Raw genomic sequence first — 21,241 nt, 5'->3', positions numbered from 1 at the left:
TTGCATCTGACACTTAGTTGCATTCACTCCATCGCGTCACCGGGGAGCTGCGTTGAACGCACTCGATCTCGCCGTCATCGTCGTCTATCTCGTCACCGTCGCGTGGATCGGCCTGCGGCTGTCCGGAAAACAGAAGTCCAGCAGCGACTATTTCGTCGGTGAGGGCCGAATGCCGTGGTGGACAGTGTGTTTCTCGGTGGTGGCCACCGAAACCAGTGTGCTCACCGTCATCTCGATTCCGGGCGGAGCGTACACCGATCAGGCCTTCGGAAATGTCGAACTGGCCATCGGGTACATCATCGGACGCACGGTCGTGGCGATCGTGCTGATCCCGCTGTACAAGCGCGGTGGGTTCGTGAGCGCATATCAGTACCTCGAGCTGCGCTTCGGTCGCTATCTGCAGGGTGTGGCCGCGGTGACCTTCGTGTTCACCCGGCTGCTCGCCGAGGGCGTGCGACTGTTCGCCTCTGCCATTCCGATCAAGTTGTTGCTCAGCGAATTGGGACTCGACTTCGGCTACGACGCGATCATCGTGGCGCTGACGCTGCTCACCGTCGTGTACACCTACCTGGGTGGCATCAAGGCGGTGATCTGGACCGATGCACTACAGATGGGCCTCTACCTCACCGGCGCGCTCATCGCGATCTGCGTGCTCACCGGCCACGTCGGCGCGTCCGGCTGGTCGGATGCGTTGCATGCGGGCAAGTTCGGTGTCTTCGATACCGATTTCGGTCTCGCGCACGTTCTCACCAGCACCTTCGCCCTCCCGACCGCGATTATCGGTGGGGCGATCTTCGCGATGGCCTCGCACGGCTCGGATCAACTGATCGTGCAGCGCATCCTGGCGACGCGATCGCTGCGCGACAGCCAGAAGGCGATGATCGGTTCGGGTATCTTCGTGGCCATCCAGTTCGCCGCATTCTCCCTGGTCGGTGTGCTGCTGTGGTCCTACAACGGCGGCAAGACGGCCAAGGAACTCGGCTTGGCCAGCGCGGACAGCCTGTATCCCAACTTCATTCTGCACGGGTTGCCGGTGGTGGTCTCCGGACTGCTGGTCGCCGGAATCCTCGGCGCGGCAATGGGTTCACTGTCCTCGGCGTTGAATTCCATGGCCAATTCGACGGTCGCCGATATCATTCGCAGCTTCTCCCGGCGCACGCTCGCCGACCGCACGCTGCTGCGCCTGGCGCGCGTGATGACACTGGTGTGGGCGGCACTGATGGCGGTGTTCGCAATGGGTTTCAGCGCGACGACGGGCAATGTGTACCTGACGGCACTCACTATCGCGGGGTACACCTATGGTGCGCTGCTCGGCGCTTTCCTGCTCGGGCGACTGGTCGCGCGCGCCAACCAGTTCGACGCGATCGTCGCCTTCATCACCACGGTGATCGTGATGACGTTTGTGGTGCGGGTGGTCAAGATCGATGTGACCGTCGCGGGGAAGGTGGCGGAAAAGGGTATCGCGGCACAGTGGTTGGTGCCGATCGGCGTGCTCGTCACCTTGATCGTCGGCGGTATCGCAAGCCTGTTCCATCCCGCGTCCGCACCGGATGAGCCGGAACCCGTTGCGGCGGTGGCGTAGTGCGCGTCATCGGGTTGATGTCGGGGACCTCGCACGATGCGATCGATGTCGTCGGCGCGGACATCGCACTGCAGGACGCGACGATTCAGGTGCATCTCGTCGGACAGCTCAGCCGACCGTATTCGGATGAACTGCGTTCGGAACTCATTGCGGCCTTGCCGCCCGGCGCCATGGATATGGCCACCGTGTGCGGTCTGGATACCGCGATCGGGCAAGCCTTCGCCGATGCCGCCGATGCGGCACACCACGAGTTCTTCGGTGGCACAGCTGATCTCGTCGCCTCACATGGACAGACCGTCTACCACTGGGTGAGTGACGGCGCGGTGAAAGGCACGCTGCAGCTGGGGCAGCCTGCGTGGATCGCCGAGCGCACCGGGTTGCCGGTCGTCAGCGACTTTCGTTCGCGCGATATCGCCGCGGGCGGACAGGGTGCACCGCTGGTGGGACTGTTCGACCTGCTGTGGCTGGCGGGACGTCGGGAACGCGCGGCCGCGCTGAACATCGGCGGAATCGCGAATGTCACGGTCACCGGTGACAAGCCGGCCGCCTTCGATACCGGACCCGGCAACGCCCTCATCGATGCGGCTGTCGAACTGTGCACCGGCGGTGCCGAGCATTTCGACCGCGCCGGAGTGCGGGCCGCCCGTGGCGACATCGACACCGATCTGCTGGAAACCCTTCTCTCGGAACCTTATTACCGCGCTCCGGCACCCAAGAGCACCGGGAAGGAGCTGTTCAACCGCACCTACTTGGAGCGCGTGTTGGACGGCCGTTCGGCCTCCCCCGACGATATTGTCGCCACTGTGACCGCGCTGACCGCCCGTACCATTGCCGATGCCCTCGCACCACTGTGCCCGACCGAGGTCATCGCGTCGGGCGGCGGGACACACAATCCCACCCTGATGGCAATGCTCGGTGCACATCTCGGTGTCACGAAGTTGCGCACGTCCGATGAACTCGGCCTACCGTCGGCGGCGAAGGAGGCAACCGCATTCGCGGTGCTCGGCTTCCTCACCGCACATGCTCTGGCGGGTAGCCATCCCGCCTGTACTGGAGCGAGTCGTGCGGCGGTGCTCGGTTCGATCACCCCGGGTGCGGCCGGATTCGCGCTGCCCAATGTGCCGACTTCCATGCCCCGACGACTCACGGTGACGAGGTGAACCATGCCCGAGGCTGATGACGTACGCACTCGCCTGCTGGCGGCACTGCCACGACTCACCCCGACCGGACTGCGCGTCGCGCAGGTGATCCGGCACGACCCGGCCGCCGCCGCACAGCTCACCGTGAGCCAACTCGCCGACCGGTCGGCGACCAGCACCTCCGCCGTCGTCCGGCTGGCCAAAACCCTCGGCTACGAAGGGTATCCGCAGCTGCGACTCGCAATGGCCGCGGTCGGAGGTGATGACGGCTCGCCGGTATTCGCCACCGATATCGACGCCGACGACGCGTTGTCGAAGGTGCTGCACAAACTCACCGCCTTCGAAACCGAGGGCATGATGGCGACCGCCGAACTCGCCGATCCGGCGACCATGGAGGCCGTCGTCGACGCATTGGTGGACGCGCGACGGGTGCACCTGGTGGGTATCGGCGCGTCCGGACTCGTCGCGATGGATATGGCGCAGAAGTTGACCCGCATCGGAATGTGGTGCGGCGCATGCACATCCGAGGATGACGCGCTGGTTCAGGCCAGCCTGCTCCAGGCCGGTGATGTAACCGTCGCGTTCTCGCATTCGGGCGAAACCGCCGCGGTCGTCGAGGCCGTGCGCCGTGCGGCAGACGCGGGCGTGACCACGGTCGCCGTGACGGCGGGAGCGCGATCCGGACTCGCGAATGCCGCCGCGCACACGGTGCTCGTGGCCGGACGTGAGGACGGATTCCGTTCTGCGGCCATGGCGAGTCGCATGAGTCAGCTCCTCATCGTCGACGCACTGTATGTCGGCGTCCTGCAGCGCACGCCGTCGGCGGCCAGGGCTCTGCGGCGAACATACGAGGCCGTTGCCGATCGCCGAACCAAGGAGACCGAATGAATCACCCGGTGCCGCGGTGACCGAAATCGGTTCGCTGACTACCGAAGCGTCGAATCCACGCACCACCACCCTGGATTCGATGCCGATCGACGAGCTGCTTCGCACCATGAACGCGGAGGATATGGGTGTGGCTTCCGCTGTGGCACAGGCGATTCCAGAGATCGCGCGGGCGGTCGAGCTGATCGTCGCGGCACGGCGGCGCGGCGGTCGACTGATCTACATCGGCGCCGGCACCAGCGGCCGCCTCGGCATGCTCGACGCGGTCGAATGCCCACCGACCTTCGGCACCGATCCCGGCGAGGTTCTCGGCATAATCGCGGGCGGACCGGACGCCTTCCTGCGGGCTGTAGAAGGTGCCGAGGACGATCCCGTGCTGGCCGTCGCCGACCTGTCCGCCATCGCGCTCACCGGCGACGATGTGGTGGTCGCGCTGGCCGCCAGTGGCCGAACCCCGTACGCCGTCAGTGCGCTGCGGTATGGCCGCTCGGTCGGTGCCGCGACGGTCGCGATTTCGTGCAACCGCAATCCCGAAGCCAGCGCACACGCCGACGTCGGCATCGAAATCGACACGGGCCCAGAGGTTTTGACCGGCTCCACCCGGTTGAAGGCGGGTACCGCGCAGAAGATGGTGTGCAATATGCTCTCCACCGCCGCCATGGTGCGGTCGGGCAAGGTCTACGGCAATCTGATGGTGGATGTGAAACCCACCAATGCCAAACTCGTCGACCGCGCATGCCGCATCATCGCCGAGGTGACCGGTGCCGACCCCGCCACCGCCGCGGCACTACTGGACGCGGCAGATGGTCACGTGAAAACCGCGATCGTCATGCGCCTGGCCGGAGTAGACGCGTCGGCGGCCCGCGCACTGCTCCACGATGCGGACGGACGGGTGCGCGACGCCGTGCGTCACTGATATTCCGTTCGCCGAATCCGCGCGCGGCCAACCGCTACCCTGATCCACAGTTCCGCGCCCCGGCGGAACGCTGTGTCGGCAATTCGGAGGCGCCATGCTGTCCCTGCAGGAGATTTCCGACCGCCTGGAGATCGAGGACCTCATGGTCCGGTACTCACATGCGGTCGACACCCGACAGTGGGATCTGCTCGACGAGATTTTCACCGCGGATGCGCATATCGACTATTCGGCCATGGGCGGCGCGATCGGTGATCTCGAATCCACGAAGAAGTTCCTGGCCACCGTGATGCCGAACTTCCTTGCATTCCAACATCTGATCAGCAATTCGTCCATCACCGTCGACGGTGACAGCGCCACCGGGCGCACCATGTGTCACAACCCGATGCTGGTCTCGACCGGCGAAGGTCAGCAGAGTCTGATGCTGTGCGGGCTCTGGTATCACGACACATTCGTCCGCGTCGACGGCCGATGGCGCATCAAGCAGCGTGTAGAGGAGAAGAGCTTCATGTTCGTCGCGCCGGGCACCGCCTGAAGACGAATCGAGGCTCCCGGATTCGGGAGCCTCGATTGTCATTCGTGCTGGCATTTGTCTCCGCACGAGCACGTGCCGCCCTCCTGACAACCGCACCGACAGTCCGGACCGCAAGCACAGGGAAGGACGCTGGGAACCATCGCAAACCTCTCCGAAGTAGGGATTGCCGCCTGAGCTATAGCCGGGAAGTATAACCAGGCGCTCAGCCGGTCTTGTGTGCCACGGCGAAGACTCGTCGGAACGGCAGCCAGGTGGTGCCGTCGAGTTGGCGCGGGTAGGCCGCACGCAACAGTGGCGCCAACTGTGCGGTGAACTCGTGCCAGGCGGTGTCGTCGAGTGTGTTGCGGACAGGACGCAGCGCGGTTCCGGTGACCCATTCGAGTACCGGATCCTCCCCCGAGAGCCGTTGCAGGTAAGTCGTTTCCCATGCGTCGACCGCACACCCCGCGAGGGTGAGCACCTGGGCATACCCGCTGGGGTCGAGGACATCGCGCGGCTGCAATATGCCAGCGGGTGCGAGCTGGTCGCGCCATTCGGCGCGGCCCGCGAGTTCGCGAATCGCGAGATGTGACGGTGCGTCGAAATTGCCGGGTACCTGGAATGCGAGCCAGGCGCCCGCGGGTAGCGCATGTACCCATTGAGGCAGCAGCGTCGTGTGTGTCGGCACCCAGTGCAGTACCGCGTTGCTGATCACGACATCGGTATCCGGCGCCGGTTGCCAGTCCTGCACCGTGCCGAGCTGAGCGTCGATGCCGAGACTCCTTGCCGCGGCGACCATTTCAGGCGATGAATCCGAGGCCTCGATAACCGCTCCCGGCCACCGCTCGGCCAGCGACGCGGTGAGATGTCCTGGGCCGCAGCCGAGATCGACGACGCGACGCGGATCCTCGGCTCCGATTCGACCGAGTAGTTCGAAGAATGGACGCGAGCGGTGGTCATCGAAGGCCAGATACTTCTTGGGATCCCACATCGGCCGCTCCAAGCCGACTAACCAAACCGTACATACGTACTGTATTACGCATCGGCTGGTCCGGCAAGCAGCGGCCGGAATTTCCGGCGCGCCGCGTGGGTTGGTGCGGAAAACAACCGATGGGAGTGCAGTGAACGACTTCAATGCGCAGGTGATCAATGAGTTCCGCGCCAATGCGGGCAAGGTCGGCGGGATGTTCGACGGTGCGGCGATGGTGCTGATCACGACGACGGGCGCCAAATCCGGCCGTCAGGTCACCAGCCCGCTAGTCTACCTCCCGGACGGCGAGCGGATCGTGCTCATCGCCTCGAACGGTGGTGCCGATAAGCATCCGGCCTGGTACCACAACCTGCGCGCGAATCCGGAATTCACCGTGGAACTGGGCACCGAGACCTTTCCGGCGAAGGCCGAGGTGGTGACGGGCGCCGAACGCGACGAACTGTATGCGCGGATGGTCGAGATCATGCCGGGATTCGGTGAGTACCAAGCCAAGACTTCACGGGTGATTCCGGTTGTCGCGGTGTATCGCCGAGAGGCCTGATGCCGCCGGCCCGGTCGATGGTGGCCGGGCCGGCACCAGCCGATCAGGATTTATCGCCGAACCAGCGCCGCAGAGCCTCGGCAAGTCCATCGCGCTCGCCGGAATCCGCGGCCCAGGCCACGTAGCCGTCCGGCCGGATCAGCATCGCGGAAAGATCGCGTGGCGCAACGGGTTTCGCGGTTACTACGCGCACCTGATCCGACCACGGTGCGGCGATCGTCCTCAGCTCAGCGGAATCGGCCAGATCCAGCAGGATTGCCCGACCATCGGCGAAGTGCGCACCGAGGCGACTGCCATCGGACAGTTCGAGATCCGGCGCGACCGCGCCGATCAGGTCGTGGCCACCGCCGAGGTCGTAGCGATGCAGCACACCGGAGATCCTCTTGAAGATCGCGGTGCTACCGTCGCGAGTGGCGAGCAGATCGGTCATAACTTCGCGTAATGCCTTGCTGCGCTGGTCGAGTCGCATCAGCGCGACCTGTGCGCGGGTCCACTCCAGTACCCATGCGCCGACCGGATGACGTTCTGCGGTGTAGGTGTCGAGCAGCGCTTGGCTTGCATTCCCGCGCACGACGGCGGCCAATTTCCAGCCCAGGTTGACCGCATCGCCGATGCCCAGATTGAGGCCCTGCCCGCCGAGCGGTGAATGCACATGGGCGGCGTCGCCGGCCAGCAGCACCCGGCCCTTGCGATATTCGGTGACCTGACGGGTGTTATCGGTGAACCTTGTTGCCGAGTGCACGGCGGTGATCTCGACCGGCACACCCGACACCGCGCGCAGGCTGGCCTGCAATTCGGCCGCAGTGACCGGCGTTGTCCGGTCCGAAGGCGGGCCGTCGAGTTCCATCGTGACGATTCGGCCCGGTGTCGGGCCATTGGTGTAGATCCCGGACTCAGTGGTGTTCCAGCCCGGCCGTAAACCCTCCGCACCGGTCATGTCGACAACTGCCTGATGGCCGGTGATCTCCGGATCCAGCCCCGGAAAATCGAATTCGGCCAGCTTGCGAACGGTGCTGCGGCCGCCGTCGCAGCCGACGAGCCAGTCCGTGCGGACGCTGTTGTCACCGAGCTGGACGGTGACACCGGTGTCGTCATCGTCGAATTCGGTCAATTCCACACCGCGGCGGACCTCGATGCCGAGGCCAGTGGCGCGTTGAGCCAGGATCGCCTCGATGGCCTGCTGCGGCACCAGCACCACGTCGGCGCTGGGCCCGAGGTCGGCGAAAACCGGATCGCCGAAATCGATTTCGTCCGTGCGGAGCACGATGCCCGCGAAATGACCGGCCATCGGCAGGCGCTGGTTTCCGGCATTCGGGAATAGACCCGCCGCGCGAATGCGCTGCAACGTCGCATTCTGCTGTTCGCGCAGGTCGGGCAGCATGCCGCGACGGTAGAACGCCTGTGCGGTCGGCACATTGATCCCACCGGCCTTGATGGTCATATCGGGTTCGGTCAACCGCTCGACTACCAGCACCTCGGCGCCGCCGAGGCGAAGTTCGCAGGCCAGCATGAGCCCGACCGGTCCGGCACCGGCGACGATCACATCGAATGTCTCGTTCATGAACTCGACTCTGCCGATGGGCGATTGCGGCGGACTTACGTCGCCTTGCACGCGCCTTGCGTCGCGCCGGAACTCACCGATGTCAGTCGAGCTGATTGCTGGCGGCCACACCGATCTGGTGGTCGGTCTGCGCAGGGCATACCCGCGGCTATTCCGGAAGTTCTGCGAGGTGCTCGAAACCGTGGTCCGAGGCCGGGTGCTGCGTAGAGAATCGAGACGAGCGAAGGAGACTCATGGAACCGATTGTTTCCGTCACCGGCGGCAAGATTCGCGGCCGGACGGCTGCCGGGGTCAGCGCATTTCTCGGAGTGCCGTACGCGGCGGCGCCGGTCGGGCCCGCGCGCTTCCGGCTGCCGACGCGGGTGCCGGACTGGCAGGGGGTTCGTGATGCGCTCACGCACGGCCCGACCTGCGTGCAGACCCCCTATCCCCCGCCGATCCACGCGCTCATCGGCAGTGACGGGATACCGGGCGAGGAATACCTGAATGTCAATGTGTGGACACCGGATGCGGGCGGTTCCGGACTGCCGGTCATGGTGTGGATTCATGGCGGCGCATTCACCCGGGGATCCAATGCCAGGGCGATCTACGACGGTGCGGCGTTCGCGCGCGATGGGGTCGTGCTGGTCTCGATCAACTACCGGCTCGGCATATCCGGCTTCGCGGCAGTGCCGGATGCACCGCTCAACCGTGGATTACACGATCAACTGTTCGCGCTGCGGTGGGTGCAGGAGAACATCGCGGCCTTCGGTGGGGATCCGAACCGGGTCACCGTATTCGGTGAGTCGGCGGGCGGAATGAGCGTGGCGACGCTGATGGCCTCGCCGCTTTCGCGCGGGTTGTTCCGGCAGGCGATCATGCAGAGCGGCAATGGATCCGCCGCGGTGGCCGTCGAGGATGCGCGCAAACTCGCCGGAGAACTGGCCACGAGTATCGGAGTCAGCCCCACTGCGGCGGATTTCGGTGAACTCGGGCCGGATCAGTTGCGCGCGGCGCAGGACGCACTCGCGCTCGCGCTGATGAACGATCCGGATCCGGCGCGATGGGGATCGTCGATCATCGCCAACGGGATGGGGATCATGAGTCTGCTCCCGGTGATCGATGGGGAGGTTGTCGAAGGTCAGCCCGTCAAAGTGCTCGCCGCGCAACCGGAGCGGGCGGTACCGCTCATTGCGGGGTGCACCGCCGAGGAGTTCCGTTTCTTCACGGTTCCGACTGGTATTGCCGCCGGAATCACAGCGGACACTTTGCCTTTCGTTCTTACCCGGTACGGACTCGATCCCGGGCTCGGGGATATCTATGGCGCGAATCGTCCGGGGGCCACGGCGGCGGATGTCTTCGCCGCGATCATTACCGATCGGGCCTTCCGCTCGGACACCCTGCGGATCGCGCAGTCGAACGCCGCCGCGGGTGCGCCGAGCTACGCCTATGAGTTCGCGTGGTCATCCGGCATCGAGGGACTCGGTGCCTGTCACGTCCTGGAGGTGCCGTTCGTCTTCGACGCACTCGCGGGCGCGCACACCTTGACCGGGCCCAATCCGCCGCAGCCGCTCGCCGACGAGATCCATTCGGCGTGGGTGGCTTTCGCCGAGTCCGGTGATCCGGGGTGGGCGCGCTTCGAGGAGGATTCGCGGCGGGTGCAGATCTTCGACAGTCCGGAGTCAGGTGTCGTGAGTGATCCGCACGGGGACGAATTGGCGGCGCTTCGCAAGTCCGTCGCTTAGCGGATATCAGTTGGAGTTGGTGGCGGGCTCGAAGCGAGGCGGCCACTGGCTCCTACTTGTCGAGTGCGCTGGAAATCGTTGTGGCGGAGGCGCGTAGGGCCGCGCGGGCCGCGACCACGGCTGGGTGTCGGCCGGTGCCGCGCCGGTAGGCCAAGTGGGTTTTGCGGCGGGTGGGTAAGGCAGTGAGAACCACGTTGGGTGGTGGGGTGAGTGCCCCGAGTCCGGGGACGAGGGCGACACCCTGGCCTGCCGCGACCAGTGCGAGGACGGTGCTGAAATCGTCGACGTGATGGCGGACCCGCGGGGTGAATCCGGCCGCCTGGCAGGCCCGGATCGCCATGATGTGACAGAGCGTGCCTGGGGTGCCGACGATCCAGGCGGCGTCGCGGTGGTCTTCGAGCGGTGTGGCGTTCGGGGCGGCCAGGTAGATGGTCTCCTCGAGGAGAGGCTCGGTGTCCAGGGCGGGATCGGGTTCGGCGGGTACATAGTCGTACTCCTGGACCAGCGCGATGTCCAGGGTGTCCGTGCGCAGTGCGTCCGGGACGGTGGCCGGATCCAGTTCTGTCACAAGCAATTCCAGTAGCGGATGGTCGCGGCTCAGTGCGACCGATGCCGGGGACAGGATGGTGGCGACCGCCGTCGGGAACGCGCCGATGCGCAGCGTTCCGGTGAGTGCGGCGCGGGAGGCGGCGAGGTCGGCGGTGGCCTGCTCGAGGGCCGCGAGGATCGTCTCCGCGTGTTCGACCAGGGTGAGTGCGGCGGGGGTGAGAGTGACGCGTCGCCCGGTCCGTTCGAGCAGCGGTACGCCTGCCTCCCGCTCCAATGCGGTCAACTGCTGGGAGATCGCCGACGGCGTGTAACGCATCGCTTCGGCGACCGCCGCGATCGTCTTGCGATGGGCCAGTTCGCGCAGCAGACGCAACTTTCGAACATCGAGCATCAGTTCAGCTTATGCTCAACGGAAGAAATGTGAACTGGACCTGAAGTATCGCCGCGGGTCAGTCTGGAAACCATGACGCTCACCGGCCTCTTCGTCCCCCTGATCACGCCATTCGCCGCCAATGGTGAACTGGCCGCCGACGCACTGGCGGGCTTGGCCCACGAGGTACTCGACGACGGCGCAACCGGCATCGTCGCTTTAGGAACCACCGCCGAAACCGCCACGCTGAGCCGCGAAGAACGCCACCGCGTCCTCGATATCTGCGGCTCCGTCTGCCGAGCACGCAATGCCCCTTTGATCGCCGGGGCGGGCACGAACTCCACGACGGATTCGGCCCGAGCGCTCGCCGCCCTCGGCCCCACCGTTACTGCCGCACTCACCGTTGTCCCCTACTACACGCGGCCCTCCGAAGCAGGCGTGCTCGCCCACTTCCGGCACTTGGCCGACACCAGCCCGGTCCCCCTCGTCGTCTACAACATCCCGTACCGCACCGGCCGCACTCTCGGGCCCGACACCCTCCACGAACTCGCCCGCATCCCGAACATCATCGGCTTCAAACACGCCGTCGGCGGCATCGACGACACCACAACCACTTTCATGGCCACCCTCCCGCCCGACGTCACTGTACTGGCCGGTGACGACCTGCACGCCGCCCCGCTGCTGGCCCTCGGCGCTCCCGGCGCGATCCTCGCCAGCGCCCACCTGGCCACCTCCGCCTTCGCCAGCCTGATCCACCTCTGGCGCAACGGCCCCATCCAAGAAGCCCGCACCCTCACCCACCGCCTCACCCTTCTCTCCGCAGCTCTGTTCGCCGAACCCAACCCGGTGGTCATCAAATCCGTCCTCGCCGCCCAAGGTCGCATCCCCACCCCCACCGTTCGCCTCCCCCTCCTCGCTGCCACTCCCGATACAACCTCCGCCGCCCTCAAAGCTCTGAACCAACTTTCGGCGACTGCCGCCGCATGACCGCCTGATTCTCCAGCGCAGGAAATACATTCCGCCAGGGCTTCTTTCACCGTGTCCTTGGACAGCAGTTGCGCATCCAGTTCGCGGGCCAGCGGGGGACTGTGGATTTAAGGGTGTTTCCGGCCTGATTCGCTGAGCGATGTTCAGCGGGAAGGTGCCGTGATGACGACACTTGATGCCGTGACGAGGAAGAAGAAGCCGGTGGAGGCTTCGGCCGAGGAGCTCGCCGCCCAGGAGCTGGTCCGGATGGCCAAGGAGCAAGGGTTATCGCTGACCGGGCCGAACGGGTTGCTCAAACAGTTCACTAAGACCGTCCTGGAAACGGCGTTGAACGAGGAGATGACCGAGCATCTCGGTTTCGACAAGGGCCAAGCCCCGACCGAGCGCGAATCGGCCAACGTGCGCAACGGGACTCGCGCCAAGACGGTGTTGACCGAGGCGACGGGTCAGGTGCAGATCGAGGTGCCCCGCGATCGGGAGGGTAGTTTCGAGCCGCAGATCGTCAAGAAACGCCAGCGCCGGTTGACCGGGGTGGATGAGATCGTGCTGTCGCTGTATGCGAAAGGGCTTACCACTGGGGAGATTTCGGCGCATTTCGCTGAGATCTATGGGGCGTCGGTGTCGAAGGAGACGGTGTCTCGGATCACCGACAAGGTGATCGCCGAGATGGCCGATTGGGCCAACCGGCCCTTGGACGCGGTGTATGCCGCTATCTTCATCGACGCGATCGTGGTGAAGGTCCGGGATGGTCAGGTCGCCAACCGTCCGATCTATGCCGCGATCGGTGTCACGGTCAACGGTGAGAAGGACATCCTGGGTTTGTGGGCCGGCACCGGTGGTGAGGGCGCGAAGTTCTGGCTGAGTGTGTTGACCGATATCCGTAACCGCGGCTGCAAAGATGTGTTCTTCCTGGTCTGTGACGGGTTGAAAGGTTTGCCGGACGCGGTGGGCAACGTGTGGCCGCTGGCTACGGTCCAGACCTGTGTCATCCATTTGATCCGCAACACTTTCCGGCTGGCCGGCCGTCAGCATTGGGACGCGTTGCGTCGTGATGTGAAACCGATCTACACCGCCGTCAACGCCGCCGCGGCACGGGCAGCGCTCGATGAACTCACCGAGAAGTGGGGCACGAAATACGCTGCGATAGTGCGGCTTTGGGAGAATGCGTGGGAGGAATTCATTCCGTTCCTCGACTATGACGTCGAGATACGACGGGTGATCTGCTCGACGAACGCGATCGAGTCGTTGAACGCCCGCTACCGGCGCGCGATCAAAGCCCGCGGGCATTTCCCCACCGAGCAAGCCGCCCTGAAATGCCTGTATCTGGTCACCCGGTCCCTGGACCCGACCGGCGCCGGTCGGGCACGATGGACCATGCGCTGGAAGCCCGCGGTCAACGCGTTCGCGATCACCTTCGCCGACCGCTGGCCCGACGCCCAAACCTACTGAGAGAAACCGCCGGAAACACCGTTAGCGAGATAGTCCCGCCAGCGGCGCCGCCAAGGTCGACTTACCCGAGCCGGGCAGCCCGTTGACCAGCACCAGGAGTTTATCCTTCGCTCGTTGCGTCACCCCGACATTCTTGCTGGCCTCATGGTTGGTTCGGCGCGGGCTCGGACGGGGATTTGCGCCAGTTCGGACGGTGGGCGTTGGTGATCCAGCGGAGGGTCCATTCGGCGGGGCCGTAGCGGAACCAGTGCAGCCAGAGTGCGCTCAGGGCTAGTTGGAGGGTGAAGACGAGCAGGGCGGTGGACATGGTGGCGAGCGGGGAGAAGGTGCCGGCGGCGGCCAGCCCTATGCCGGTGAAGATCAGTAGGCCGATGGCTGACTGAGCGAGGTAGTTGGTGAGGGCTATGCGGCCGGCGGGGGCCAGGGCTGTGCGGATGAAGGACGTGCGGGGGCTGTGCATCGCTCGGAGCAGGGTTGCGACATAGGCGGCGGTGAGGAATGGGGCGGTGGCGACGCTGATCGCTACCGCGAGGATGTGGCCGGTGCCGCCGCCGATGGTGAACAAAATGCTGCCTGCGAGGCCGATGGGGAAGCCGATGAGTTGGATTCGGCGCAGAACGGGTTCGTCGCCGTGTACGTGGGCGAGCAGTTTGCGGCGGCCCGCGACCAAGCCGAGTAGGAACATGGCCAGTGCGGTCGGTCCCTGCAGTGTAAGAGCTTGCAGGACAAGAAGTCCGAGGCCGTCGAGGTGTTCGCCGATAATGTCGCCCCAGCCGCCGAGCATGGCCTGGGTTGCGTGCTCGGCATTGGCCTGCGCCTGCGCAGTCGAGGGCAGCAGCGCCGACGCATTCACGAACACAGTGCCGAGTAGCAGGCTCGCCACGACCAAGCCGTACAGAATCGCCGCGACGCGCAATGCGGTTCGGTCGCTGACCCGCCGCATCCAGAACAACACCAAGCACGCCACCGCGTAGGTGGTGAGTACGTCGCCCGCGTACAGGAACACGATGTGCAGCACACCGAGGGCGAACAGACCTCCGATGCGACGCAGCATCCGCGGTTCGAAGGTGGCTCGCGCGGCGGCCGCCGATTCCATCTGCAGGGTGAAGCTGTAGCCGAACAGGAATGAGAACAGCAGATAGAACTTCATATCGACGAACACCTTGGACAGTCCGCGCACAACATCGTCGAGCGTGGAGGTGTAGTCGGGGTCGATCACCAGGTTGCCGGGATAACCCGAGGCCATGAAGGTGATATTGACGACGAAGATACCCAACAGGGCGAAGCCGCGCAGGGCGTCGACGTCGTGCACTCGTGATCTGGAGGCGACCAGCTGATCGGTCATCATATTCTCCGCAAATCTTTAGTATCTGGGGGATACTATCCAAGATAAACTATCTCTCGGGCTAATATCCGCCGAAAGCATCGGCAATTCTGAGGAGGTAAGGCCATGGCCAACGAGGCGGTGCCCGCCGACTTGGGCAGGCTCTGGCGGCTCCCGACACCCGCGCGGCTGGGCCGACCGGCGGAACTGGACGTCGACAAGGTCGTGCGCGCAGCGGTGGATCTCGCCGATCACTCCGGGCTGGGCGCGGTCACGCTGCTGAAGGTCGCGCAGACACTGGGTTTCACGAAAATGGCGCTGTACCGCCACGTCGGTTCCAAGGACGAACTCTTCGAGCTGATGGACGATTTCGCCACCGGCCCGGCACCCGATCTCGGCACCGGGCCCCCCGAGTGGCGGGCCGGGCTACGGCAGTGGGCACATGCGATGCGCGCGGTCTTCGCCGAGCATCCGTGGATGCCGCAGTTACCGATCTCTGGGCCGCCGCGTGGTCCGAACACGATCGGCTGGGTGGATGCCGCGCTGCGCGCACTCGCCGGCACCGGACTCGACTGGGCCACCAAGGTCGGCATCCTGATGCTGGTGAGCGGGCACGTGCGGCAATCGAGTCTGCTAACCCAGCAGCTCACCGAGGCACGGCACAGCACCGGTCTCGACGAGGTGCAGGCCAATCGGAACTACCGCCGCACTCTCGCCGTCCTCGTCGATCCGGACCGCTTCCCCGAGGCGGCCGCACTATTCGCCAGCCCGCTGTTCGAATCACCGCCGGACGGGGATACCGATGCCGCCGACCAGGACTTCGTATTCGCGCTGGAGTTGATCCTCGACGGCGTGGCCGCCGCGATAGACGGCGCATAGAACTCAGTCGAGCAGACGCCAGGCCCAGGTGGTGGACAGTTCCAACGGATCACTCGCGGTGACCGGCCGCGGGTGGGTGTTGATGCCGTTGGGCGGACCGGATTGCGGCTCTACACAGGCGGCTTCGGGTTGCTGATCGAAGACGACGACCCATTCGGCGGGACTGGTGATGGTCAGCTGCAGGGCGTGAGGCCAGGTCAGTGTGACAGTGGAGCCATCGGGCATGCCGAAACAGTCGTCCCAGGGTCCGGGTTGCGGGGCAATGCGGTGTCCGGTCGGGAGGTAGTCTGGGCCGCGTTCCTCCTGCCAGGCCGGGGTGAAGTCGAGCTCGATGTCCTTGCCGGAGCCCAGATTTCGCATGAACCACGGATGCCAACCGACCTGCGCGGGAAACGGCTCGCCCGCTGTTTCGACCCGCATGGTCAGAGTTATCGAGTGCTCGGAGAGCTGGAACTCCTGAGTGACTCGCCCGCGATACGGCCACGGGTCGGTGAGCTCGCAGCTCAGCGCGGCAGTGGATGCCGTGGTGCTGAGGACGTGCCAAGCCCTATCGCGCGCGGTGCCGTGAATAGCGTGTGGATCGGCGTTGAGCGGCATCTGATGCAACGCCCCGCCATACCGGAACTGACCCGATCCCATCCGACCACACCAGGGCGCCATCGGAAACGCGCCGTACCGTGCGCCCTGCCGCAACAGTTCCAGCTCACCGATCCGCAAACTGGTCAGCCGCCCGCCATTCTCCGGTGCGATGCTCACCTGCGCGTTCCCGGCGCTCAGCACAACACTGGAATTGCCTGCATCGGTCATGAGCGCTCCTCCTGCGACTATGGGTCCGGTAAGACACAGTGCCATGACCAGCCCGAGCATGCCGACCGACGCGGCGCGCCCGAAATACCGGAGGGTGACTTACCTGGCGTGACGGGCGAGGGCATGCTTGGGTTAGGGCGGCATCGGCGGTCGGAAACGTGAGGTGACGGATTTGCTGGATATAGTGCGGGGCGTGTCCTTCGTCCAGCTTGCGCTCGACCGGATTCCGGAGCCGTACCGGTCGTATCTGATCCAGCGGCGTGAGCTGCTCAAGTTCGCCGTCGTAGGTGGGATCACCTGGTTCATCGATACCGGGATCGTCTATGCGCTGAAGTTGACGGTGCTCGGCGAGAAGCCGCTCACCGCGCGTGTGCTCGGTGTGTTGATCGCGACGATCGTGTCGTATGTGCTCAATCGGGAGTGGTCGTTCCGGACCAGAGGCGGCCGGGAGCGGCACCACGAGGCCGCGCTGTTCTTCGCGATCAGTGCGCTCGGGATCGGTGTCACGCTGTTGCCGCAGGCGGTCGCGCTGTATGTGCTCGATATCCGGGTGCCGGACGTCAGTCCGGTCACCCAGGCCGTCTCGAACTTCATCACCGGCCAGATTCTGGGCGTCCTGCTCGCGATGGCTTTCCGGTACTGGGCATTTCGGCGGTACGCCTTCCCTGACGATCTGGTCCAATCAGAACTCGAACCGCGGTAGGTCACTTACCCGCGAGGTAATTGCCCAGCATCGGCGACCGGGGCGAAGATCGCCGGTATGACACAGATCGGCCTGCTGCTCCCCAGCCGCGAAACCTCGATGACCGGTGAACACGATGCCGCCGGCTTGGTCCGGTTCGCGCGGGCCGCCGAGGATGCCGGGTTCGATTCGGTGTGGATCGGTGATTCCCCGCTGGCGCGAACCCGAGTCGATCCGCTGCCACTGCTCGCCGCCGTCGCCGCGACTACTACGCGCGTCCAACTAGGAACGGCCGCGCTCACTGCGACATTGCGTCATCCACTGCTCGGCGCCCACACCGCCGCCACCGTCGACCAACTCAGCAACGGTCGTTTGATTCTCGGCCTGGGTGCCGGATTCCCACTACCCGAGAGTCGGGACGAATTCGTCTCCGTCGGGGTGCCTTTCGACCAGCGCGTCGGCCGTCTCGACGAAACGGTCGCCATCTGGCGTCGGAGTTGGTCCGGCGGAACCGAATTCGACGGCCGCTACTGGCAACTCGACGATCTGACCCGCACCCTCCCCGCCGCGAGCCCGGCCGGTCCCCCGCTATGGCTGGCGGGCAGTGACACACCTCGGGTGCTCGAACGGGTGGCCCGGCACTACGACGGCTGGCTGCCGTTCCTGCCGGACCCGGACGCCTACGCCCGCGCATTGCACACCCTGCGCGAAAAGACCACCCGCAGCGTCACCCCCGCCCTCTACGCCACCATCAATATCAACCCGGACACCGTCGCCGCGCGCACCGAACTCGACGGCTACGTCCGCCGGTACTACCGCCGCTCCCTGGACGAAATGTCCACGATCCAAGCCTATTTCGGCGGTTCTGCCGAGGAATGCGTCCATTGGCTCGGACGGTACATCGATGCGGGTGCGCAGCATCTGGTGCTGCGCATCGGCTCACTGCAGGCCCGCCGCCAGCTGGATCTGCTGGCCGACGCCCTACTCCAAACGGCTTGACCTCAGCTCTTCATCTGGGCGATCTGAATCAGGTTGCCGCAGGTGTCGTCGAGTACCGCGGTGACAACAGGCCCCTGATCGAGCGGTTCCTGAGTGAATCGCACGCCGAGCCCGCGCAACCGCTCGTACTCGGCGTACAGATCGTCCACCGCGAACGACGTGAACGGAATTCCGTCCTCGACCAGCGCCTCCTTGAACGGCCGGACCGCCGGATGCCCATCGGGCTCCAACAGCAGTTCGACGCCGTCCGGTTCCTGTTGCGACACGACCGTCAGCCAGCGCGCCTCGCCGAGCGGAATCTCGGTCTTCTTCACGAAGCCGAGCACCTCGGTGTAGAAGCGCAATGCTTTGTCCTGATCATCGACCAGAACGCTGGTGATATTGATGCGGATCATCGGTCCTCCTGGAGCCAGCGGTGGGTGAGCCGCCGCAGTGGTTCTCGGTTCAGATGGTGGAATTTGTACCGGCCGTCCCGGCGCGTGGTCACCAGACCGGCGGCCGCCAGCACATCCAGATGCTGCGAAATCGCCTGCCTGCTCGATGTGAGCTGGTGGCCCATGGTGAGCCGGGTGCAGAGCTCGAACAAGGTCTGGCCGTCGCGATCGGCCAGTTCGTCGAGGATCGCCCGACGTGTGGGGTCGGCCAGCGCCTTGAAGACATCGCCGCTCACACTCCTCACTATAGGCAAGTAGCCACTTGCCTATCAAGTGGAGTTCAGATCGGAAAACAGGGCGGGCGAATGTGTCGGGGCCCGAGTTAGATTGGGTTGATGAGCTATGAGTTCGTGGTGCTGCCCGCGGGCGCGGCGGCATCGCCGGGGGACGTACTTCCTTATTTTCGATCCAGACGCGGGCAACCCGCCGATGACCACCTCTACCAGACCGTCATCGCCGGACTGCACGGCTGGAACAGCCGAATTCCGGCCGCCGCCCGGCATGCCAGGCTGCGGATCGAGGCCGCCGGAGACTCGGTGCGGGTGACCGCCGCCGACAGTGTGGATCGCCGCAGGACTCGCGGCTCCGCGATGGACTACGCCGCGCCGCGGGTACGCGAACTCATCGAAGCCCTCATCGCGGGTTTCGCATATGAAATCTACGATGCGCGGACCAACACCTTGACCAGCTCCGAAATTCGCCGCTACGCCTCGATCGATATCGGCGGTGAACGCAAGTTTTCCTCACTCACCCAGCGCGAGGTTTTCGACTGGATCCGCCAACTTCATCTGCTGGCCGCCACCCCGTACCTGATCGCCGAAAAGCGAAACGACGCAAAGAGTTTCATCCGGGCCCACCGCAACTTTCCGATCGACTACACCCTCGAAATCCACCACCCGATCCGCGACCAACGCCTCCGCGCCACAATGACCGACGGCGCTACCGTCGCCCAACTCATCTGGGACTGGGCCTGCGACGAGTGGAGCCGGCTGGACGGCATCGATTGGGCAGCGTTGGACTGAATCCGGCAGCACCACTGGGTAATTCGCGCTAAAGGCCGCTTGCCGGACGATCCATTCGATACGCGGACATGCCTGCCGCCACTCGAGCCACAGGGACCCACACAGATCATGGTCCAACCGGGCGCGCGGGTCAGCTGCGTGTCATCGGCTACTTCGAGCACATCGTCGAGCAAGCCGTCTGCTCAGTGTTGGCCCGCGAGCGGCAGCACGCGCGTGAGAGTCCGGTCGAGATCGCGACCCGAGCGCAAGGTAGTGGCGCAATTCGGTCACCGCGGCCACGCCGGAAAGCTATTTATCTCTGGGACAAGACATTCGCCTACGACGAATGCCCCGGCAGGACACATACCGTGTCCAGCCCGAGCACATGGTTGAGCCGACCGAAGGCCAGCCACGATCCGATGCTCATACTCAATTCGACGATTTCGGACTGGCTGTACTGCGCGCGCATCCGATCCCAGAACTCGTCATCGAGATTGTGGTGATCGGTGGCGTAGCGTTCGGCGTATTCGGCGGCCAGCCGGGTGCGTTCGTCGAACAACTCGGTGGTGCGCCAGTTGGTCACCGCGTCCGCGAACTCCGGCTCCACCTTCTGACCGTCGCGTTCGGTGCGCCAATCCAGGCAGAAGATGCAGCCGTTGACCTGGGCGATCTTCAGTCGTGCCGCCTCGAATTCGCGCAGTCCGAGGGTCGAATGCGAATACACCGACAGCGAGAAGTTCGAGGCGGCCACGCCGATGCCGGGCACCATCTCGCCCCACACGTAACCGATCGGGTCCTTGCCCTCGGGGATGTCGATGATCATGGATGCTTCCTTCCGAGCTTGCCGACTGCGGGACGCAGTGGGATATCGAGTGCGTCATAGAGTCCGGGTTCGGCGGCAACGAGCCAGTCGATGGCATTCACCAATCGGCCGACCGCGGTGGCATTGCCGCCCGCGGAACGGTTTCCGTCCTCGTCGGCGGCCTCGATGGTGATTTCGATGCGCGGGTGGCCCTCGATGAGCACACGGTGCGCGCCCTCGCCGTCCGGCGGCGTCGGCCAGTCGGGGGCGCAGGACGGGTGGATCCGGGTGACGTGCTCGATGACGATGCGCGGCTCGCCCTCGACGATCCCCTGCACCTCGAATCGCAACGCGCCCTGCGTACCCGACGCGAACTCACCCATGCGCTCGGTGGTCACGGTGGCGTCGAGCGCGCGGCGGTCCAGGGTTTCGCGGATCTCCTCGAGCTCGACGGCGAGCGCCCGCGCCATCAACCGAATCTGCCCGCCCCACACCATGGTCGGGATGCCCGGCGCCACCATCGGCGGCAGATAGTCCATCGGCTGGCCCATACCGACCAGATAGCGCACCGAATCGGGCTGGTCGTAGGTGGTGTAGTCGAAGATCTCCTGACAGCGGATCACATCAACGGTGCTGCCGAGTCCGCTCATCAGCAACGGCAGCACATCATTGCCCCAGCCGGGATCGACACCGGAGACGAACAATGACCCGCCGCCCCGCGCGATCGCCGCCAGCACCGGATCGCGCATTTCGGGTGGGGCGCTGCGCGGATCGTAGAGCGCGTACAGCGCCGGGGTGACGACGACCGCGCCGGACTCGATGGCCTGGACGATGTCGGCGAGCGCGTCGTCGGGGCGGATATCACCGGAGGCCGCGTACACCACAGCCCGCGGTCCGGCGGCCAGGGCCGCGTCGACATCGGCGGTCGCCGGGACGCCGAGGTCGTAGTCGAGTCCCGCGAGCCGCCCCGCATCGCGGCCGACCTTGTCCGGATTGTGGACGAGCACGCCCGTGAGTTCCAGCGCCGGGTGTGCGCCGACGGCGCGGATGGCCGCGCGGCCGACATTGCCGGTGCCCCAGACGATCGTGGGGATCATCGAGTGAGCGT

Annotated in this window: 22 protein-coding genes; 13 read left to right on the top strand and 9 right to left on the bottom strand. The window is 65.3% G+C overall.

All coding sequences use genetic code 11. The annotated features are described in order from the left end of the window. Window positions 1–52 precede the first annotated feature (52 nt). The 5 genes from ACQPYR_RS20540 (at window position 53) to ACQPYR_RS20520 (ending at window position 5,054) form a co-directional block, all read left to right on the top strand. Window positions 53–1,582 carry a sodium:solute symporter gene (locus ACQPYR_RS20540; RefSeq protein ID WP_433634565.1) on the top strand — a complete coding sequence of 510 codons (1,530 nt, stop codon included), beginning with the start codon at window positions 53–55 and terminating at the stop codon, window positions 1,580–1,582. Then, window positions 1,582–2,742: an anhydro-N-acetylmuramic acid kinase gene (locus tag ACQPYR_RS20535; RefSeq protein ID WP_433634563.1), complete on the top strand. Its 1,161-nt coding sequence runs from the start codon at window positions 1,582–1,584 to the stop codon at window positions 2,740–2,742. Before ACQPYR_RS20540 ends, ACQPYR_RS20535 begins: the two co-directional genes overlap by 1 nt. Before the next feature lie 3 nt (window positions 2,743–2,745). Continuing rightward, window positions 2,746–3,609: a MurR/RpiR family transcriptional regulator gene (locus ACQPYR_RS20530; RefSeq protein ID WP_433634561.1), complete on the top strand. Its 864-nt coding sequence runs from the start codon at window positions 2,746–2,748 to the stop codon at window positions 3,607–3,609. 16 nt (window positions 3,610–3,625) lie between these two features. Beyond that, entirely contained in the window at window positions 3,626–4,522 is an 897-nt protein-coding gene (gene murQ, locus ACQPYR_RS20525; RefSeq protein ID WP_433634559.1) for an N-acetylmuramic acid 6-phosphate etherase, read from the top strand. Window positions 4,523–4,616: 94 nt separating this feature from the next. After that, on the top strand, window positions 4,617–5,054 hold the full coding sequence (locus ACQPYR_RS20520) for a nuclear transport factor 2 family protein (RefSeq protein ID WP_433634557.1): 438 nt from the start codon (window positions 4,617–4,619) through the stop codon (window positions 5,052–5,054). A 202-nt stretch (window positions 5,055–5,256) separates the two neighbouring features. Here the strand turns inward: ACQPYR_RS20520 and ACQPYR_RS20515 are convergent, their stop codons facing one another. Beyond that, window positions 5,257–6,024, bottom strand: a complete 768-nt coding sequence (locus ACQPYR_RS20515; protein ID WP_433634555.1) for a trans-aconitate 2-methyltransferase — start codon at window positions 6,022–6,024, stop codon at window positions 5,257–5,259. Window positions 6,025–6,154: 130 nt separating this feature from the next. Between ACQPYR_RS20515 and ACQPYR_RS20510 the strand changes: the two genes are divergently transcribed. After that, window positions 6,155–6,565, top strand: coding sequence for a nitroreductase family deazaflavin-dependent oxidoreductase (locus ACQPYR_RS20510; RefSeq protein WP_433634553.1), 411 nt, complete (start codon window positions 6,155–6,157; stop codon window positions 6,563–6,565). A 43-nt stretch (window positions 6,566–6,608) separates the two neighbouring features. On the opposite strand, the gene ACQPYR_RS20505 is transcribed toward ACQPYR_RS20510, so the two are convergent. Beyond that, window positions 6,609–8,126 (bottom strand): FAD-dependent monooxygenase, encoded by a 1,518-nt coding sequence (locus ACQPYR_RS20505; protein ID WP_433634551.1) that lies wholly within the window; start codon window positions 8,124–8,126, stop codon window positions 6,609–6,611. A 233-nt stretch (window positions 8,127–8,359) separates the two neighbouring features. Here ACQPYR_RS20505 and ACQPYR_RS20500 point away from each other — a divergent pair, with 233 nt between their 5' ends. Next, complete coding sequence (locus tag ACQPYR_RS20500) at window positions 8,360–9,850, top strand: carboxylesterase/lipase family protein (protein WP_433634549.1); 1,491 nt, start codon at window positions 8,360–8,362, stop codon at window positions 9,848–9,850. A 52-nt stretch (window positions 9,851–9,902) separates the two neighbouring features. Here ACQPYR_RS20500 and ACQPYR_RS20495 read toward each other — a convergent pair whose 3' ends face one another. Beyond that, complete coding sequence (locus ACQPYR_RS20495) at window positions 9,903–10,790, bottom strand: LysR family transcriptional regulator (protein WP_433634547.1); 888 nt, start codon at window positions 10,788–10,790, stop codon at window positions 9,903–9,905. A gap of 72 nt (window positions 10,791–10,862) precedes the next feature. Here ACQPYR_RS20495 and dapA point away from each other — a divergent pair, with 72 nt between their 5' ends. Further along, window positions 10,863–11,756: a 4-hydroxy-tetrahydrodipicolinate synthase gene (gene dapA / locus ACQPYR_RS20490; protein WP_433634545.1), complete on the top strand. Its 894-nt coding sequence runs from the start codon at window positions 10,863–10,865 to the stop codon at window positions 11,754–11,756. 159 nt (window positions 11,757–11,915) lie between these two features. Beyond that, window positions 11,916–13,205 carry an IS256 family transposase gene (locus ACQPYR_RS20485; RefSeq protein ID WP_433624106.1) on the top strand — a complete coding sequence of 430 codons (1,290 nt, stop codon included), beginning with the start codon at window positions 11,916–11,918 and terminating at the stop codon, window positions 13,203–13,205. 142 nt (window positions 13,206–13,347) lie between these two features. Here the strand turns inward: ACQPYR_RS20485 and ACQPYR_RS20480 are convergent, their stop codons facing one another. Next, complete coding sequence (locus tag ACQPYR_RS20480; protein WP_433634543.1) at window positions 13,348–14,553, bottom strand: DUF418 domain-containing protein; 1,206 nt, start codon at window positions 14,551–14,553, stop codon at window positions 13,348–13,350. A gap of 102 nt (window positions 14,554–14,655) precedes the next feature. On the opposite strand from ACQPYR_RS20480, the gene ACQPYR_RS20475 reads away from it, so the two are divergent. After that, a complete protein-coding gene (locus tag ACQPYR_RS20475; RefSeq protein WP_433634541.1) occupies window positions 14,656–15,408 on the top strand; it encodes a TetR/AcrR family transcriptional regulator in 753 nt (250 codons plus the stop codon). Between the two features lie 3 nt (window positions 15,409–15,411). Here the strand turns inward: ACQPYR_RS20475 and ACQPYR_RS20470 are convergent, their stop codons facing one another. Continuing rightward, a complete protein-coding gene (locus tag ACQPYR_RS20470; protein ID WP_433634539.1) occupies window positions 15,412–16,215 on the bottom strand; it encodes an aldose 1-epimerase in 804 nt (267 codons plus the stop codon). 193 nt (window positions 16,216–16,408) lie between these two features. Between ACQPYR_RS20470 and ACQPYR_RS20465 the strand changes: the two genes are divergently transcribed. After that, window positions 16,409–16,918, top strand: coding sequence for a GtrA family protein (locus ACQPYR_RS20465; protein ID WP_433634537.1), 510 nt, complete (start codon window positions 16,409–16,411; stop codon window positions 16,916–16,918). A 57-nt stretch (window positions 16,919–16,975) separates the two neighbouring features. Further along, window positions 16,976–17,896, top strand: coding sequence for an LLM class flavin-dependent oxidoreductase (locus tag ACQPYR_RS20460; RefSeq protein ID WP_433634535.1), 921 nt, complete (start codon window positions 16,976–16,978; stop codon window positions 17,894–17,896). A 2-nt stretch (window positions 17,897–17,898) separates the two neighbouring features. Here the strand turns inward: ACQPYR_RS20460 and ACQPYR_RS20455 are convergent, their stop codons facing one another. Both ACQPYR_RS20455 and ACQPYR_RS20450 read right to left on the bottom strand, forming a co-directional pair. Continuing rightward, window positions 17,899–18,288 (bottom strand): VOC family protein, encoded by a 390-nt coding sequence (locus tag ACQPYR_RS20455; RefSeq protein ID WP_433635196.1) that lies wholly within the window; start codon window positions 18,286–18,288, stop codon window positions 17,899–17,901. Further along, the gene (locus tag ACQPYR_RS20450) at window positions 18,288–18,566 is read right to left on the bottom strand and encodes an ArsR/SmtB family transcription factor (protein WP_433634533.1); all 279 of its coding nucleotides are present in this window, start codon (window positions 18,564–18,566) and stop codon (window positions 18,288–18,290) included. Before ACQPYR_RS20450 ends, ACQPYR_RS20455 begins: the two co-directional genes overlap by 1 nt. Before the next feature lie 99 nt (window positions 18,567–18,665). Here ACQPYR_RS20450 and ACQPYR_RS20445 point away from each other — a divergent pair, with 99 nt between their 5' ends. Beyond that, on the top strand, window positions 18,666–19,352 hold the full coding sequence (locus tag ACQPYR_RS20445; RefSeq protein ID WP_433634531.1) for a hypothetical protein: 687 nt from the start codon (window positions 18,666–18,668) through the stop codon (window positions 19,350–19,352). 316 nt (window positions 19,353–19,668) lie between these two features. On the opposite strand, the gene ACQPYR_RS20440 is transcribed toward ACQPYR_RS20445, so the two are convergent. After that, the gene (locus ACQPYR_RS20440; protein ID WP_433634529.1) at window positions 19,669–20,154 is read right to left on the bottom strand and encodes a carboxymuconolactone decarboxylase family protein; all 486 of its coding nucleotides are present in this window, start codon (window positions 20,152–20,154) and stop codon (window positions 19,669–19,671) included. Then, window positions 20,151–21,230: an NAD(P)H-dependent amine dehydrogenase family protein gene (locus ACQPYR_RS20435; protein ID WP_433634527.1), complete on the bottom strand. Its 1,080-nt coding sequence runs from the start codon at window positions 21,228–21,230 to the stop codon at window positions 20,151–20,153. The genes ACQPYR_RS20440 and ACQPYR_RS20435 overlap by 4 nt, the downstream gene beginning before the upstream one ends. Window positions 21,231–21,241 lie beyond the last annotated feature (11 nt).

Origin of the sequence: Nocardia sp. CA-120079, assembly GCF_050955745.1 — a bacterium.
In the GTDB taxonomy this organism is placed as follows: Bacteria; Actinomycetota; Actinomycetes; order Mycobacteriales; family Mycobacteriaceae; genus Nocardia.
The sequence above is the reverse complement of the archived record's forward strand: the minus strand, read 5'-3'. Positions and strand labels throughout refer to the sequence as shown.